Origin of the sequence: Bacillus vallismortis (genome assembly GCF_040784915.1) — a bacterium.
GTDB classification, from domain to species: domain Bacteria; phylum Bacillota; class Bacilli; order Bacillales; family Bacillaceae; genus Bacillus; species Bacillus subtilis_G.
The window spans coordinates 3,226,480-3,243,741 of the sequence record NZ_CP160797.1 but is presented as its reverse complement, the minus strand read 5'-3'; the positions used below and the strand labels follow the sequence as shown (position 1 = coordinate 3,243,741).

The 17,262-nt window shown below is 44.6% G+C and carries 11 protein-coding genes and 1 pseudogene; 11 read left to right on the top strand and 1 reads right to left on the bottom strand.

Features of this window, described 5'->3' with window-relative positions; all coding sequences use genetic code 11:
* Nucleotides 1-36 precede the first annotated feature (36 nt).
* The 5 genes from ABZM97_RS16195 (at nucleotide 37) to ABZM97_RS16175 (ending at nucleotide 4,942) form a co-directional block, all read left to right on the top strand.
* On the top strand, nucleotides 37-1,329 hold the full coding sequence (locus ABZM97_RS16195) for a hemolysin family protein (protein ID WP_253268520.1): 1,293 nt from the start codon (nucleotides 37-39) through the stop codon (nucleotides 1,327-1,329).
* A gap of 109 nt (nucleotides 1,330-1,438) precedes the next feature.
* Complete coding sequence (locus tag ABZM97_RS16190) at nucleotides 1,439-3,103, top strand: alpha-glucosidase (protein ID WP_253268519.1); 1,665 nt, start codon at nucleotides 1,439-1,441, stop codon at nucleotides 3,101-3,103.
* A 116-nt stretch (nucleotides 3,104-3,219) separates the two neighbouring features.
* Nucleotides 3,220-3,618 (top strand): secondary thiamine-phosphate synthase enzyme YjbQ, encoded by a 399-nt coding sequence (locus tag ABZM97_RS16185; protein ID WP_087993372.1) that lies wholly within the window; start codon nucleotides 3,220-3,222, stop codon nucleotides 3,616-3,618.
* Between the two features lie 13 nt (nucleotides 3,619-3,631).
* On the top strand, nucleotides 3,632-4,663 hold the full coding sequence (locus tag ABZM97_RS16180) for a nitronate monooxygenase (RefSeq protein ID WP_202328154.1): 1,032 nt from the start codon (nucleotides 3,632-3,634) through the stop codon (nucleotides 4,661-4,663).
* 24 nt (nucleotides 4,664-4,687) lie between these two features.
* Nucleotides 4,688-4,942: a hypothetical protein gene (locus ABZM97_RS16175; RefSeq protein WP_253269167.1), complete on the top strand. Its 255-nt coding sequence runs from the start codon at nucleotides 4,688-4,690 to the stop codon at nucleotides 4,940-4,942.
* A gap of 13 nt (nucleotides 4,943-4,955) precedes the next feature.
* Here the strand turns inward: ABZM97_RS16175 and ABZM97_RS16170 are convergent, their stop codons facing one another.
* On the bottom strand, nucleotides 4,956-5,693 hold the full coding sequence (locus tag ABZM97_RS16170) for a protein-glutamine gamma-glutamyltransferase (protein ID WP_087993370.1): 738 nt from the start codon (nucleotides 5,691-5,693) through the stop codon (nucleotides 4,956-4,958).
* 156 nt (nucleotides 5,694-5,849) lie between these two features.
* On the opposite strand from ABZM97_RS16170, the gene mcpB reads away from it, so the two are divergent.
* The 6 genes and pseudogenes from mcpB to rhaR all read left to right on the top strand — a co-directional run bounded on the left by mcpB (nucleotide 5,850) and on the right by rhaR (nucleotide 17,259).
* Nucleotides 5,850-7,838, top strand: a complete 1,989-nt coding sequence (mcpB, locus tag ABZM97_RS16165) for a methyl-accepting chemotaxis protein McpB (protein ID WP_367386983.1) — start codon at nucleotides 5,850-5,852, stop codon at nucleotides 7,836-7,838.
* Nucleotides 7,839-8,015: 177 nt separating this feature from the next.
* Nucleotides 8,016-10,014: pseudogene (locus tag ABZM97_RS16160) on the top strand (methyl-accepting chemotaxis protein).
* A gap of 115 nt (nucleotides 10,015-10,129) precedes the next feature.
* Nucleotides 10,130-12,115, top strand: coding sequence for a methyl-accepting chemotaxis protein (gene mcpA, locus ABZM97_RS16155; protein WP_087993367.1), 1,986 nt, complete (start codon nucleotides 10,130-10,132; stop codon nucleotides 12,113-12,115).
* A gap of 112 nt (nucleotides 12,116-12,227) precedes the next feature.
* Complete coding sequence (locus ABZM97_RS16150) at nucleotides 12,228-14,213, top strand: methyl-accepting chemotaxis protein (protein WP_333516470.1); 1,986 nt, start codon at nucleotides 12,228-12,230, stop codon at nucleotides 14,211-14,213.
* 140 nt (nucleotides 14,214-14,353) lie between these two features.
* Nucleotides 14,354-16,423, top strand: coding sequence for a bifunctional aldolase/short-chain dehydrogenase (locus ABZM97_RS16145; protein ID WP_333516471.1), 2,070 nt, complete (start codon nucleotides 14,354-14,356; stop codon nucleotides 16,421-16,423).
* 59 nt (nucleotides 16,424-16,482) lie between these two features.
* Nucleotides 16,483-17,259 carry a rhamnose catabolism operon transcriptional regulator RhaR gene (rhaR, locus tag ABZM97_RS16140; protein ID WP_367386982.1) on the top strand — a complete coding sequence of 259 codons (777 nt, stop codon included), beginning with the start codon at nucleotides 16,483-16,485 and terminating at the stop codon, nucleotides 17,257-17,259.
* Nucleotides 17,260-17,262 lie beyond the last annotated feature (3 nt).

Genomic DNA, 17,262 nt, shown 5'->3' with positions numbered 1-17,262 from the left:
GAGGTGGCCCCTTACCATTTATGGTAAGGGCTTTTTTTGCTTATTTTACAATTGGTCGCTATTTTTGTATTGGTTGGCATTACGGCTTTTTTCGTCGCAGCAGAATTTGCAATCGTCAAAATCAGAGGGTCAAAAATCAATCAGCTTATTGACAGTGGCGATAGCCGGGCGCTTGCCGCACACAAAATCATCTCCAATCTGGACGAGTATTTATCAGCCTGCCAGCTCGGGATTACCATTACAGCTCTCGGCCTTGGATGGTTAGGTGAACCGACATTTGAACGCATTCTTCATCCTTTATTTGAGATGACAGGCATCCCGGAACCGATGAACCACATTGTCACATTTATCATTGCATTTATCATCGTCACTTTTTTGCATGTGGTGCTGGGGGAGCTTGCCCCGAAAACGGTTTCCATTCAAAAGGCTGAAGCTGTCAGCTTATGGGTTGCAAAGCCCTTGATTTGGTTTTATAAAATCATGTTTCCATTTATTAAAGCATTGAACGGCTCCGCAAGTTTTTTTGTGAAATTATTTGGCTTTCATTCTGTGAAGGAGCATGAGGTTGTCATCAGCGAGGAGGAACTGCGGCTGATCCTTTCAGAAAGCTATGAAAAAGGAGAAATCAATCAGTCTGAATTCCGCTATGTGAATAAGATTTTTGAATTTGACAACCGGGTAGCGAGAGAGATCATGATCCCGCGGACGGAAATTGCGGTTATCTCGCTGGAGCAGTCGCTTGAAGAAGCGATTCATCACATTATTAATGAACGGTATACACGCTACCCTGTCATCAAAGAAGACAAGGATCATATTTTAGGAATCATCAACAGCAAAGATATGTTTAAAGCCTATTTTCTCGGCAAGCCGATAAAGTTAAAGCAGATCATGAGGCCCGTCATCAGGGTTATCGAAAGCATCCCTGTTCAGCAGCTTTTGATCCGCATGCAGAAGGAGCGGATTCACATGGCGATTCTCGTAGACGAATACGGAGGAACGGCGGGGCTTGTCACTGTCGAGGATATTATCGAGGAAATCGTCGGGGACATCCGCGATGAATATGATCAGGATGAAACGCCGCACATTTTGAAAAAAGGCGAGCACCATTATGTGATGGATGGAAAAGCGCTAATAGACGAAGTGAACGATCTGCTCGACATTGCCATTGAAAATGAAGAAATTGATACGATCGCAGGCTGGCTTCTGACGCAAAAAATGGAGCTGAAAGCAGGGGATGTGATACACGCGGAGGGCTGCGAATTTAAAATTCGCGATGCAGAAGATCATCACATCCGTTTTGTAGAAATTAAAAAAACTGACTTTTTATAAAAAGCAGCCGAAGATTGAACGGCTGTTTTTTTTCTGAAAAAGCAATGCTGTAAAACCTTTTGTCTACATAAGATATATAGACCGGGACACTGAGGAAGGGAGTGGCTGTATGAAAAAGGCTTGGTGGAAGGAAGCGGTTGTGTACCAAATTTATCCCCGCAGTTTTAAAGATTCAAATGGCGACGGAATCGGGGATATTCAAGGTATCAGATCAAAGCTTTCCTACATAAAAGAGCTGGGCGCCGATGTCATCTGGATTTGCCCTTTGTATGATTCGCCCAATGCGGATAACGGCTATGATATCAGGGATTATAAAAACATATTAAGCGATTTCGGCACCATGGCTGATTTCGACGAGCTGCTCCATGACATTCATAAGCTGGGCATGAAGATGATAATGGATCTTGTCGTGAACCATACAAGTGACGAACACCCGTGGTTCATTGAATCCCGTTCATCCATACACTCGGAAAAACGCGACTGGTATATTTGGAAGGACGGCAAAAGCGGAAAAGCGCCAAATAATTGGGAAAGTATTTTCGGTGGGCCGGCTTGGGAGTATGATCAAAAGACAAGCCAGTATTATCTTCATCTTTTTGATCAAAAACAGCCTGATTTGAACTGGGAGAATGAAAAGGTGAGAAATGCCGTTTATGACATGGTGAATTGGTGGCTTGACAAAGGTATTGATGGATTTCGGGTCGATGCCATTACTCATATTAAGAAAAAAGAAGGGCTTCCCGATATGCCGAATCCAAAAGGATTGGATGTCGTTCCCTCTTTCCCCTATCACATGAATGTTGACGGCATAATGGATTTGTTAACAGAGCTGAAAGAAAACACATTTTCCCGCTATCCGATTATGACAGTCGGTGAGGCAAATGGTGTCTCTGCAAAGGAAGCGGATGATTGGGCTGGAGAAAAAAACGGCATCTTCAGCATGATTTTTCAATTTGAGCATCTCGGGCTGTGGGATGTAGAGGTCAATGAGAGCATTGATATCGTTTCCTTCAAACGAATTTTAACAGACTGGCAGGACAGTCTTGAAGGGATCGGCTGGAATGCTTTGTTTATGGAGAATCACGATCAGCCCCGTTCAGTTTCTGTGTGGGGAGACGACGGCGTGTATCTGAAAGAAAGTGCAAAAGCGCTTGCTGCTGTTTATTTTCTCATGAAGGGCACACCGTTTATTTATCAGGGACAGGAACTCGGCATGACGAACGTGGCGTTTCCGTCTATTGCTGACTATGATGATGTCGCAATGAAGCGCCTGTATGAAATAGAAAGGGCGAAAGGCGCTTCACACGAGGACGTGATGAAGATGGTCTGGAAAAAGGGACGGGACAATTCACGAACGCCGATGCAATGGAATGCTGATCCATACGCCGGATTCTCTGATGCCAAACCGTGGATCGGAATCAATGAAAATTACAAATGGCTGAATGCCGAGGCGCAAAAAAACGACCCAACATCCGTATACCACTTTTACAAAAGCTTGGTCAAGCTGCGCCAAACATACGATGTTTTTATCAACGGAATATACGAGCTCATTTTACCGGAAGATCAGCAAATCTTTGCGTATCTGCGAAAAAACGAGAGCGATACTGCCCTGATTACGGCCAACCTGACAGGAACGCCGGCCTTTTTCAAGCACGCCGGGCTGCCGTTGTCATCAGACGCACTTGTATTGTCAAATGTTGAAACAGAGCCGCATCAGCACATGACTTCAGTACTGTTAAAGCCATATGAAGCAAGGATATATGTATGGCGCTAACTCCAGCGAGAGACTGGAGTTTTTTGTTTTTATCACGTTTATGTGAGCGGCTTAACAGGAAAAAAAGAACACAGAACGAATTAGCAAATAGAGCGGATAAATGAAAGGAGAAACAAATGCTGAAAACATTGCAAATCAAAACGACCAAACGAGATGAAATGATTGAGATCACACGCGAGGCGGAAGCATTTCTTCAAGAAACAGGGGTGACGAGCGGCGCGGCGCTGATTTATTGTCCGCATACGACAGCGGGCATTACAATTAATGAAAATGCCGATCCAGACGTCAAAAAAGATATGCTCAGAAGGTTTGATGAGGTGTATCCGTGGGAGCACGAGCTGGACCGCCATATGGAGGGCAATACAGCTGCGCACATGAAATCGAGTACGGTCGGAGCCTCACAGCATGTCATTATTGAAAACGGCCGGCTGATTCTTGGAACGTGGCAGGGCATCTATTTCTGCGAATTCGACGGCCCTCGCCATCGAACATGCTATATCAAAATCATGGGGTAACAGGAGGGTTTTCATGACCGAATGGATGAAATTATTATCGCTGACAAAACCTGTAATTCAGGCGCCGATGGCAGGCGGGCTTGTCACGCCTGTCCTGGCAGCTGCTGTGTCAAATGAAGGTGCGCTTGGCAGCTTGGCGTCCGGATATCTCAGTTCCGACATGCTCGAAAAGCAAATCGTTGACATGCAGCAGCTGACTGACGGAGCATTTCAGGTGAATGTGTTTGTTCCGGAAAGCAGAAAAGAACCGGATGAGGGCAATATTCAAACTTGGAAAAACAGAATCCCGTTTGCCGAACAGGCCCCTCCATTTTCTTCAGAGGAAGAAGAATGGGAGGATTTCCATAAAAAAATAAGCATCATTCTCAAACACAATGTAAGAGCCTGTTCATTTACGTTCGGCATTCCGCCGGATGAAACCATTCAAGCGTTAAAGAAAAATGGCTGCTGTCTCATTGGTACGGCTACTGTCCCGCAGGAAGCCATCATGCTTGAAGAACGCGGAATGGACATCATCGTACTGCAAGGAAGCGAAGCGGGCGGCCATCGCGGTTCCTTTCTGCCGGTCAGCGGGGAAGCCGCACTAGGCCTCATGTCGCTGATTCCCCAGGCGGCAGATGCCGTTTCCGTTCCGGTTATCGCGGCAGGCGGAATTGCCGACCGGCGCGGCGTTCAAGCCGCTCATTGTCTCGGAGCCCAAGGCGTACAGGTTGGGACGCCATTTCTCATGTGTGAGCAATGCGAAGCATCAGAAACGTACAAAGGCGAGTTAAAAAGAGCGCGGGGAACAGACACGCGCTTGACCTCATTGTTTTCAGGTAAGCCTGCAAGGGGTATAGTCAATCAATGGATGAAAGAGCAGCAAGCTGAGGAGGCAAACGCGCTTCCTTATCCATTGCAAAACACGTTAACAAAGCCGATGAGAAAACAAGCAGCCAGAGAAAAAGATTCCGGGTACATGTCTCTGTGGGCCGGGCAATCTGTCGGCATGCTTAACGGGACCGCTGATGTGAAGTCACTGTTAGCCGAGCTTTGTCGAACGTAACTTGATAAATAGAGGTGACAGATGATGAACATTCTTCAATATTCTTATAAAAAAAGAGGGAAAATTGAGTTTGTATTTGAAGACTGGCCTCACTCAAAAGTTACAATGGCCCCTATCAAAGGCTACTATTTTGTCCGCTTTATCAAATGGAGCAGTCTAGATCCAATCGTGACAAGAAACGACCTTGAAAAAATGGAGTGGGCTGCGAACCAGTATTTAGGCACAGCCCCTTTTTATCGAAAACGAAAAGAGTTTGAAACCCCATCGTCCTGGAAATAGGCGATGGGGCTTTTTAGCGTACGATGCGGTAAAGAGACGGAACATCCAGTCTCGTCGCCTGAGACAGAAGATAAGCTGACTGTACGGCTCCTTTTTTTCGAAAAGAATTCAGCTTGTCGATAATTTGCTGTCCGCTTAAGATTCCAAGGCCATGGGCAAAAAATTTATCTTCTTCCAGTAAAATCACATTTTCGCCTCTCCATTGCGCTTTTTGCGGATCAAATTCAGGGTTTTTAAAATACAGACAATCTCCAAGGAAATAGTGATGGCCTGTTTCTGTGTATATCGGCAATTTCTCATAATGCCAGTCGTATAAAATAATTCTGTCAAAGCTGGCATCAAATTTTTCCTCTCCGATTGTATCGATCAAAGCCAAATAATAAATAACAACAATTGCGGTTGCGCATTCAAACGCGTAAAACGGGCCGTTTTCAGCAATGTCCCGAATCGCTTTTGAAGGCGCCATTCTGTATTTCAGCTCCAAGGCGCCTTCCGGTGAAACCCTCCAATACGCTGTATTTCCGTATGTTTTTAAAAAAGTGGCGAACTTCGCTCCGCTTTTGTGCAGCGTTTTTGCCGCTGCAACGATATTCATCCGCAGGTTCAGCTCAAACATCAGTTCGGCAATTGAATGATAATCAAACTGGACAGGCGTCTCAATCATCTCTTTTAACAGCGGATTCAAATGCTCATCAATCTGCCAGTTTTCAATATCTTGGGGACGGAGCAATTGTCCGGATACAATAATCATCTTTAGCCCCCCTTGTTTTTTATAAGATATGCAAAGGGCTTGGGCAATGAAAGCGAAAAACAGAAGACAGCTGAAAAAGAACTTCTTCCATTTTTATTTTAAAACTTTTTTAAGCAGCCGATATATACTGTATCAAACCCGAAGGAGAAACTGGACATGAAGACTTTTATCAATTGGCTGAAAAAACCGTCTATCTCAAGAAAATTAATCGTGTCATTTATTGCGATTCTTATTATCCCTATTCTAATATTGGAATTCAGTTCTTACCGAAGCGCCAGCGGCAAGCTTGATCAGGAAATTATGGGAAATGCGAAAAACAGTGTCGATACATTTAATACCACTGTTACAAATGACCTGGGAGCAAAAGCGAAAGGAGTCACTTTTTTTAGTGAATCTCTTAAAAGCTCCGCATTTAAAGGAAAGACTAATCAAGAAGAGCTCAAAGCGAAGTTTTCACAATATATCTCTATCAATGAAGGGGTAGCCAGAATTTATGGAGGCGCGGAAAACGGCACCTACATCCAAGCGCCCAATGAAAAATTGCCGGAAGGATACGATCCGAGACAACGCCCTTGGTACCAAGATGCGATGAAGGCCGGCGGTGAAATTGTTGTGACAGATCCTTACGTGGCAGCGAGTGACGGAAGCATGGTTATTACCATTGCCCAGGAGTTGAAGGATGGATCCGGCGTTGTCGCCATGGATATCACCATTGACAAATTGTTAGAACAGATGAAACAAATCAAGGTCGGCGAAGAAGGCTATGTGTTCATTGCGACGAAAAACAAAACCTACGTCGCTCATCAGAACCATAAGGCGGGGGAAAAGCTCTCAGGCGATTGGGTTGCCAAAATGTACGCCGATAACAGCGGTGATTTCAAGTACACTCTGAATAACGAAGATAAAAAGATGTCATATACAACAAATGAACTGACTGGATGGAAAATAGCCGGCACAATGTATATGGATGAAATCAAGGATGCCTCTAAATCTGTGCTGATCACAGGCATGATCGTGCTGATTGCTTCCATTGTGATAGGCGGGTTTTTAATTCTGTTTATCGTTCGATCGATTACAAAACCGTTAAAACGTCTCGTCCAATCATCGAAAACGATCAGCAGCGGGGATCTGACAGAAACGATCGACATCCGTTCGAAGGATGAGCTTGGAGAGCTTGGAGAAAGTTTCAATGAAATGGGACAATCTCTTCGCTCACTGATCAGCGCGATTCAAGACTCGGTGAACAATGTGGCCGCATCGTCCGAACAGCTTACCGCATCTGCCGGACAGACGAGCAAAGCCACCGAGCATATCACAATGGCGATTGAGCAGTTCTCAAACGGAAACGAGGAGCAAAGCGAAAAGGTTGAATCCAGCTCTCATCAGCTGAACTTAATGAATGGAGACCTTCAGCATGTCTCAGAAACATCATCAGACATTACAAAGGCGTCTATCCAATCAACGGAAATCGCCGGAACAGGTGAAAAGTTTGTCCAGCAGACAGTCGGACAAATGAACTCGATTAATCAATCGGTTCAGCAGGCTGAAGCTGTGGTCAAAGGCTTAGAAGGAAAATCAAAAGACATCACAAGTATTTTGAGAGTCATCAACGGCATCGCTGACCAAACAAACTTGCTGGCATTAAACGCAGCCATTGAAGCGGCGCGTGCCGGGGAATCAGGACGCGGCTTCTCTGTCGTAGCGGAGGAAGTGCGCAAACTGGCTGTTCAATCAGCCGATTCAGCAAAAGAAATCGAAAAGCTGATCCAAGAAATCGTAGCAGAAATCGAAACCTCCCTTCACATGTTTAAAGAGGTCAAACAGGAAGTGCAGTCCGGACTTGTTGTCACAGACAATACAAAAGAAAGCTTTCAGAGCATTTTCAGCATGACAAACGAAATCGCGGGTAAATTGCAGACGATGAATTCCACCGTCGAACAGCTGTCGGACCGTTCAAAGCATGTTTCAACTGCCGTCAGCGACATTGCCGATGTGTCGAAAGAAAGCTCGGCAAGCATCCAAGACATTGCCGCCTCAGCTGAGGAGCAGCTTGCTTCTATGGAAGAAATCAGTTCATCAGCGACCACTCTAGCGCAGATGGCAGAAGAGCTTCGTGATCTGACAAAGCAATTCAAAATCGAATAAAAGAAGAAAAACAGCGCTTATTCAGGCGCTGTTTTTTCGTGCGGTAAATAATAAAAAAGTACTAGTGAACACAGTGAATTTAGAACTATTTTTCACTTTTTCCTTCATTTTCAATGTAATATAAAGGAATTTTATCCGATATAATTTGTAAATTATTGAAAGAGGGTTCGAAAAGAAATGAAAAAAACACTCACTACGATTCGCAGGTCATCAATTGCCAGGAGACTTATTATTTCTTTCCTGCTGATCTTAATTGTTCCTATTACCGCCCTTTCGGTAAGCGCTTATCAATCAGCAGTTGCCTCTCTTGATATCCAGATGACGCAAAGCGCAAAGGAAAACGTTCAAATATTAGATCATATCATTGATGATAAAATCAGCACGACTGAAAAAAGCCTCGCGTTTTTCAGCGATTGGGCGACAGCAGATAAATTTAAAGATAAAAAGAAAACAGAGCTAAAAAAGGAATTTAAACAATTTATCCAAATGAATGACAATGTCGCTGCGGTGTTTTCCAGCAGCAAAGACGGGGATTTCACACGTTATCCATACGCAGACATGCCGAGTGACTTTCGTGCTTTGGAACGAGACTGGTACAAAGAAGCGATAGCCAATAAAGGCAAAACAATCGTCACTGAACCTTATGAATCGATTTCCACAGGAAAAATGGTCGTCACCATCGCCCGCCAGACGGAGGATGGATCAGGCGTTGTCGCCATTGATATGAAAATTGATGACCTGGTCACAACAGCGAAAGAAATCAATATCGGAAAAGAAGGCTATGCTTTTATCTTAAGCCAAAACAAAAAAGTCATCGCCTACTCCGGAGAAAAAGCGGGAACAGAGTTAAAAGGGGACTGGGTTGATAAACTCTACACGAATAAAAGCGGCGACTTTGAGTATACGTACAATGGCAAAGAGAAGAAAATGGTGTTTGCCACAAGCGAAACAACAGGCTGGAAAATCAGCGGCACGATGTATGCGGACGAGATCCACGATGCTGCAAGCAAAGTTCTGATCATGGCTTCAATCGTACTGGCGATTGCCATCGCAGCCGGAATGACGGCGATTTACTTTGTGATTCGGTCCATCACAAAGCCTTTGAGACACATTGTCGCATCAGCTGAGAAAATAAGTGAAGGCGATCTAACCGAAACAATAGAAATCAAATCAAAAGATGAACTTGGCGTTCTGAGCCAGAGCTTCAATCATATGGCACAGTCGCTCCGCTCTCTCATTCAAGGAATCAAAGACTCGGTAGATCATGTTGCTTCATCATCAGAGGAACTGACTGCATCCGCCGACCAGACAAGCAAGGCAACTGAGAATATTACCATGGCCATTGAGCAATTTTCAAACGGCAGTGAGAGCCAAAGCGGTAAAATTGAGACGACAACCAAACAAATTAACGAAATGAACGATGGATTAGCTGAACTGGCGCAGGCTGCCGTGGTGATTACAGAAACATCCGCAGACTCGACAGAACTATCAAACAAGGGTGAGACACTCGTCCGGAAAACGGCCGGCCAAATGAATACGATTGATCACTCTGTGAAAGAAGCGGAACTAGTGGTGAAAGGGCTAGAAATCAAATCGAAGGATATCACGAATATTTTACGTGTCATTAACGGCATTGCGGATCAAACCAACCTTTTGGCTTTAAATGCCGCCATTGAAGCCGCAAGAGCCGGGGAATACGGACGAGGCTTCTCGGTCGTCGGCTGAAGAAGTGAGGAAACTAGCGGTACAGTCAGCTGACTCGGCAAAAGAAATTGAAACACTGATCATCGATATTGTGAAAGAAATTCATACATCATTGGACGTACTCCAGTCTGTAAATAAAGAAGTTGAAACAGGGCTTGTCATCACGGATGAAACACAACAAAGCTTCAAAGATATTTCGCACATGACCAAAGAAATTGCTTCAACTCTGCAAAACATGAATGCGACGGTTGAGGAGCTGTCAGCGGGAGCTCAAGAAATTTCCGCTGCTTCAAATGATATCACAGCAATTTCTAAAGAAAGCTCAGACGGCATTCAGGATATCGCCGCTTCAGCCGAGGAACAGCTGGCATCCATGGAGGAGATCAGTTCATCAGCACAGACGCTTGAAAGAATGTCTGAAGAACTTCGTGACCTGACAAAACGATTTAAGGTGGATGAAAAACAGGTCTAAATAACTATATGATGATGGGTGATTAGTTACTTTTGTTAAATTTCTTCTTTTTTACTGTATATATTTACCCATTCCTGCCGATATGAAGGGTAGCATAAAAAAGGAGAAATGAATGATGAAAAAAATACTCCAACTCATAAAACAAAGATCAATTACACGGAAGCTTCTCGTTTCCTTTCTGTCGATCCTCATTATACCGGTTGTCATATTGGCGGCGATTGCGTATCAAACGGCAAGCAGCTCACTCGACAGACAGATGATGGGGAGCGCATTAGAAAATGTACAGCAGTTAAACGAAATTATCAATACCAGTATCGGAGAAAAAGAAGACAGCGCCGCTTACTTCAGCGAATGGCTGACAAAACAAAAATACGATGCAAAAAGCAATGCAAACATTAAAGAGAAATTCTCACAGTATATCAAAATCAATAAAGATATAGAATCTATTTATACGAGTGATAAAGACGGTCACTTTACCCGTTATCCGGATCTGCAGATGCCGAGCGATTATAATCCGGTTGAACGTGACTGGTACAAAAAAGCGGTTGCGAATAAAGGAAAAGTTGTTGTGACGGATCCTTATAAAACAGCCTCTACGAACACAATGGTTGTGACAATCGCCCAGCAGACAAAAGATGGTTCAGGCGTTATCGCAATCAACATGACGATTGAAAATCTGCTGAAAACAACCGAAAAAGTCAACATCGGCAAACATGGCTACGCATTTATTATGTCAAAGGACAAAACAGTTGTCGCCCATCCCAATAAAACCGCGGGAACTGAATTGAAAGGCGACTATCTTGAGAAGATGCTGAATGCCGATAAAGGCGATTTTCAATACACCATGGACGGCGATAAGAAAAAAATGGCCTTTGATACGAATAAGTTAACGGGATGGAAAATCGGGGGCACCATGTATTTGGATGAAATTCATGAGGCAGCCCAGCCGGTCCTTCACCTTGCTTTAATTGTCTTGGCTGCAGCTATTATCATAGGGATTATCGTCATGACATTTGTCATTCGGTCGATTACAACGCCGCTGAAACAGCTTGTGGGCTCCTCTAAGCGGATCAGCGAGGGAGATTTGACGGAAACCATTGATATCCGTTCAAAAGATGAATTGGGCGAACTCGGCAAAAGCTTTAATAATATGGCGTCGTCACTGCGTTCTCTCATACACGCCATCCAAGATTCAGTAGATAACGTTGCCGCTTCCTCTGAGGAGCTGACTGCATCAGCTGGACAAACGAGCAAAGCAACAGAGCATATTACATTGGCAATTGAACAATTTTCTAACGGCAATGAAAAACAAAACGAAAACATTGAAACGGCAGCAGAGCACATTTATCAAATGAATGACGGTTTGATAAATATGGCCCAAGCTTCTGAAGTCATCACAGATTCATCTGTTCAATCGACAGAAATCGCAAGCGAAGGCGGCAAGCTTGTTCATCAAACTGTCGGCCAAATGAACGTCATTGATAAGTCCGTTAAAGAAGCCGAACAAGTCGTACGCGGATTGGAAACGAAATCGAAAGATATCACCAATATTTTGCGTGTGATTAACGGCATCGCTGACCAGACGAACCTGCTGGCATTAAACGCAGCGATTGAAGCAGCGCGCGCAGGGGAATACGGCCGCGGCTTCTCCGTTGTAGCGGAAGAAGTGAGAAAACTGGCAGTTCAATCAGCAGATTCAGCAAAAGAGATTGAAGGATTAATCATCGAAATTGTGAAGGAAATCAATACATCTCTCGGCATGTTCCAGTCTGTCAATCAAGAGGTGCAGACAGGTCTGGATATTACAGATAAAACAGAAATGAGCTTTACTCGCATTTCTGAAATGACGAACCAAATCGCCGGCGAACTGCAAAACATGAGTGCGACGGTGCAGCAGCTTTCTGCCAGCTCCGAGGAAGTCTCGGGAGCGTCCGAGCACATTGCATCGATTTCAAAAGAAAGCTCAGCTCATATCCAAGATATCGCGGCGTCAGCCGAAGAGCAGCTTGCTTCGATGGAAGAAATCAGCTCGTCAGCAGAAACCCTTTCGTCTATGGCGGAAGAGCTTCGCGATATGACCAGTCGATTCAAAATTGAATAATAAGCCAAAACACCCAAGTCTCTGTGCTTGGGTGTTTTTTTTAGTTTTTTTATTAAACCTTTTATCCTGGTTTGACGATATTAGTTTTAGCTTAAAGGAGGAGTCAACAAGAATGGGAAAATTTACACAGTGGATCAAACAGCCATCAATCAGCAAACCGCTTATCGCTGCGTTTCTGGCAGTGCTTATTTTGCCGGTTGGGGTATTAGCATATTTCAGTTATCAATCAGCATGGAACGCACTAGACAGTGAACTGGCGAATAGTGCAATAGGGAACGTTGAAGAACTCAACAGCACGCTGCAAAACAAATTGAATCATAAGGTAACAGCACTTGATTATTACAGTGAGACGATCGATAAAAATTTATTGCAAGACAAAAATAAAGCCTCACTGAATGAGAAATTTAAGCAGTATACAACATTGAATACCGATGTAGGTGCCATCTATGCGGCTTCAGAAAATAAAAAGCTTTACAAATATCCTGAAGGCGGCGTGCCAAAGGGCTTTGATCCGACAGAGCGTGACTGGTACAAACAAGCCGTTGCAAAAAAAGGACAGGCTGTTTTCTCTGAGCCGTATACTGACAAAGCGACAGGGGATACCGTTATTACCATCTCAAAGCAAACAAAAGATGGTTCAGGGGTCATAGCGCTTGATTTAAATCTGGATGAAGTGCTATCCGCTTCACAGAGAATCAAAATCGGTAAAGAAGGCTTCGCGTTTATCACAACAGGAAACAAAAAATATATCGCCCACCCAACGATTAAGCCTGGAACCAATGGATCCGGCGATTGGACAAACGAAGTGTATTCCAAAGAAAAAGGGTCATTTCAATATACTTTTGAAGGCAAAGAAAAGAAAATGGCGTTTACGACCAATAAGCTGACAGGCTGGAAAATTGCGGGCACCTATTTTGTCAGTGAATTGCAAGATGCTTCAAGTCCGGTACTGAACACAGCCGTTATTATTCTATGCGTATCAATTGTGATCGGCGGCATACTTATTCTCTTTATTATCCGTGCCATCACCAAGCCGTTAAGAATACTGGTCTCAACATCTGCGAAAATCAGCAGCGGAGATCTGACAGAATCCATTGACATTCACTCGAAAAACGAGTTTGGGCAGCTTGGCAAAAGCTTTAACGAAATGTCTGCCTCATTGCGTTCTGTCATTGGTGTCATTCAAACGTCTGTAGAAAACGTGGCATCATCTTCTGAAGAGCTGACGGCAAGCGCGGCCCAGACGAGCAAGGCAACTGAACATATTACACTCGCCATTGAACAGTTCTCAGATGGCAACGAGGCGCAAAGCGAGAAACTGGAGACAAGCTCAGACCATCTTTCCCAAATGAACCACGGGATTTCAAAAGTGGCTCAGGCCTCTTCAACCATTACGAAGTCATCGATACAGTCCTCTGAGGCGGCGGGCAGCGGAGAGAAACTGGTCGAGCATACAGTCGGACAAATGAAAACAATCGACCAATCCGTTCAAAAAGCGGAAGCGGTTGTGAAGGGTCTTGAAACAAAATCGCAAGACATCACAAGCATCTTGAATGTGATTAACGGCATTGCTGATCAAACCAATTTGCTGGCATTAAATGCTGCGATTGAAGCAGCAAGAGCAGGTGAATACGGAAGAGGCTTCTCAGTAGTTGCGGAAGAGGTCAGAAAACTTGCCGTACAATCAGCAGGCTCCGCCAAGGAAATTGAAGGGTTAATTCAAGAGATTGTCAGAGAAATCAGCACTTCGCTGTCGATGTTCCAATCTGTGAATCATGAAGTGAAGGAAGGCTTGCAGATTACTGATCAAACAGCGGAAAGCTTTAAACAAATTTACGAGATGACAACCCAAATTTCCGGCGAATTGCAAAACCTGAACGCGACGGTTGAACAGCTGTCAGCAGGATCACAGGAAGTGTCAAGTGCGGTTGAAGACATTTCCGGAGTGGCGAAAGAAAGCTCAGCAGGCATTCAAGACATCGCAGCTTCGGCGGAAGAACAGCTTGCGTCCATGGAAGAAATCAGCTCATCAGCTGAGACGTTGGCAAACATGGCGGAAGAACTTCAGGACATCACGAAGAAATTTAAAATTGAATGATAATAATGGAAAGAGAAAGCGGCATCAGCTGCTTTCTCTTTTTATTAAAAAACAAAATAAACAAATATAATTCAAAAATAAACAAAGATCATATATAATGAAAACGGATACAAATAAAAGGGAACGGAGGAATATCAAATATGGTGAAACATGTATGGGATTCAGAGTATGCTGCACAGCTGCCGAAAGGTGTAGAAGAATTGGTGTACAGGTCCAATCTGATCGGATCCGATCGCACTGTCTGCAACTGGGGCGGCGGAAATACGTCTATGAAAACAACGGAAAAGGATTTCAGAGGCCGTGAAACAGAAGTGATGTGGGTGAAAGGAAGCGGCTCGGATTTGGCCACAATGAAAGCGCATAACTTTACCGGTTTGAAATTAGATGACATCCGCCCGCTGATTGAAAGGGATCAAATGTCAGATGAAGAAATGGTAGACTACTTGTCTCATTGTATGATAGACAGCAAACATCCCCGCCCTTCAATTGAAACGCTGTTACACGCTTTTCTGCCATACACTCATATTGACCATACCCATCCCGATGCGATTATCAGCATATGCTGCGCTGATAATGGAAAACAAATCGCTGAAGACATATACGGAAACCGGTTTGTATGGGTGCCATACGTACGCCCCGGATTTACTTTATCTAAAATGATCGCTGAAGGCGTAGCGAGCAATCCCGACGCTGAGCTTGTGTTAATGGAGAAACACGGCTTAGTCACTTGGGGAGAGACGTCTGAACAATGTTATGAAAAAACGATATCTATCATCCAAGAAGCCAAGCAGTACATTAATGGCCGTGTCAATCAACATGAGATATTCGGAGGCAAAAGATATCAGCCGCTGCCGGAAGATCAAAGAAAACAAATCTTGGCAGGCATCATGCCTGTAATCAGAGGCGTTGTAAGTGAAGAGAAGAAAATGATCCTTTCCTATGATGATCATGACGATGTCTTAGAATTTGTAAACAGTGTTCAAGCGCCATCGCTCTCGCAAATTGGTGCGGCATGCCCGGATCACCTTGTTCATACAAAGCGGGTTCCGCTGTACATTGAGTGGAATCCGGAAACTCAAGATGTGCATAAGCTGGCGGATCTGATCAAGTCAGGAGTCGAGCGTTTTTCATCAGATTATCAGGCTTACTTTACACGCCATCAGCAGGATGGAGATCAAATCTTCGAATCAGCCCCGCGGGTGATATTGATTCCTGGCATCGGAATGGTGAGTACGGGGAAAAGTGATGCCATGTCTAAAGTGAGCGGCGCTTTATACCGAAGGGCTATCGCTGTTATGAAAGGGTCAACAGCTCTGGGGCACTTTGTTTCTTTGAATGAAAATGAATCCTATCATGTCGAATATTGGCCGCTCGAATTATATAAGCTCACGCTGGCTCCGCCGGAAGCAGAATTTTCCCGTAAAGTAGCGTTCGTCACAGGAGGAGCCGGCGGAATCGGAAGTGCAGCATGCCGCCGCTTTGCAGCTGAAGGAGGGCACGTGATCGCAGCGGATCTTAATATAGAAGGCGCGCAGAAAATTGCCGGGGAAATAAACGATGCATACGGAGAAGGGCGGGCAATGGCTGTCAAAATGGACGTGACAAAGGAAGAGGAAGTAAAGTCAGCCTTTGAACAAGCGGCTCTTGCTTACGGCGGAATTGATATCGTCGTGAATAATGCCGGGCTGGCCACATCAAGCCCATTTGACGAAACAAGTTTAAAAGAATGGAATCTTAATATGAATGTATTAGGAACAGGCTACTTCCTTGTGGCACGTGAAGCGTTTAAACAAATGAAACAGCAAAACAGAGACGGAAGCATGGTGTTTGTCGGATCAAAAAATTCTGTTTATGCGGGCAAAAACGCCGCTGCCTATAGCTCGGTAAAAGCGCTTGAAACCCATTTGGCAAGGTGTATCGCAGCAGAAGGCGGAGAATATGGCATTCGGGTCAACTCCGTTTTGCCTGATGCGGTTCTTCAAGGATCGGCAATCTGGGGGTCAAGCTGGCGGGAGGAACGGGCCGCGGCGTATGGGATTGAACCAGAGCAGCTTGAGGAACATTATCGGAAACGCACAGCTCTGCTCGTCAATATTTACCCGCAGGACATTGCTGAAGCCATCGCATTCTTCGCTTCTTCTAAAGCCGGAAAAACCACGGGCTGCATGATCACGGTAGACGGCGGCGTCCCTGCTGCGTTCACGCGTTAGAAGTATGCTATGATAGAAAAACAATAAGACGGATTACGATATGAGGAAGGGCGTTACCAATGCTAGTAGCAGAACGGCAGCAAAAAATAGTGGAAATAGTGAATATGCGTTCAAGTATCCGCGTATCCGAATTAAGTGACATATTTTCTGTCACAGAAGAAACCATTCGGCGCGATCTTGAGAAGCTTGAGAGAGAACATAAACTGAGCCGGAGCCACGGAGGAGCGGTCAGTATTGAACAGCAGAAATCAGAAGTTCATTTTTCTGAACGGGAAATCACAAATGTCATAGAAAAAAAAGCCATTGCTCACGAAGCGGTCAAATATGTAAACAGCGGAGACCGAATCATTCTTGATGCAAGCACTACCGCCTGGTACATGGCGAAAATACTCCCGGATATTGAGCTCACCGTCATTACAAACTCAATGAAGGCAGCCATTGAACTCAGCAATAAAGAAAACATCTCAGTCATTTCAACAGGAGGGATTTTGCTGGAAAAATCATTATCGTTTGCCGGACCGTTGGCTGAGCGTTCGCTTGAGACCTATCATGTCAATAAAACCTTTCTGTCCTGTAAAGGCTTTGATATCAACAACGGGATGAGTGACTCAAACGAGTGGCAGGCGCTGCTCAAAAAACGGATGATCGAAAGGTCTGATCAGACCATTTTGATGGCCGATTCAAGCAAATGGGGGAACCGTGAGTTTTCACATATCGCCTCGCTGCAGGATATCAGCCGCCTTATTACTGATTCTGGACTTGATCCGGTATCGGTAAAAGCGCTTGAAGACAAAGAGGTGAAAGTAACAGCTGTTCCCCTTCCGAAGAGAGGGTGAAGA

Excerpts from the sequence above, each read along its gene's own strand:
- ABZM97_RS16190 (WP_253268519.1), top strand. The coding sequence starts at position 1,439 with ATGAAAAAGGCTTGGTGGAAGGAAGCGGTTGTGTACCAAATTTATCCC.
- ABZM97_RS16185 (WP_087993372.1), top strand. The coding sequence starts at position 3,220 with ATGCTGAAAACATTGCAAATCAAAACGACCAAACGAGATGAAATGATT.
- ABZM97_RS16180 (WP_202328154.1), top strand. The coding sequence starts at position 3,632 with ATGACCGAATGGATGAAATTATTATCGCTGACAAAACCTGTAATTCAG.
- ABZM97_RS16175 (WP_253269167.1), top strand. The coding sequence starts at position 4,688 with ATGAACATTCTTCAATATTCTTATAAAAAAAGAGGGAAAATTGAGTTT.
- ABZM97_RS16170 (WP_087993370.1), bottom strand. The coding sequence starts at position 5,693 with ATGATTATTGTATCCGGACAATTGCTCCGTCCCCAAGATATTGAAAAC.
- mcpB (WP_367386983.1), top strand. The coding sequence starts at position 5,850 with ATGAAGACTTTTATCAATTGGCTGAAAAAACCGTCTATCTCAAGAAAA.
- mcpA (WP_087993367.1), top strand. The coding sequence starts at position 10,130 with ATGAAAAAAATACTCCAACTCATAAAACAAAGATCAATTACACGGAAG.
- ABZM97_RS16150 (WP_333516470.1), top strand. The coding sequence starts at position 12,228 with ATGGGAAAATTTACACAGTGGATCAAACAGCCATCAATCAGCAAACCG.
- ABZM97_RS16145 (WP_333516471.1), top strand. The coding sequence starts at position 14,354 with ATGGTGAAACATGTATGGGATTCAGAGTATGCTGCACAGCTGCCGAAA.
- rhaR (WP_367386982.1), top strand. The coding sequence starts at position 16,483 with ATGCTAGTAGCAGAACGGCAGCAAAAAATAGTGGAAATAGTGAATATG.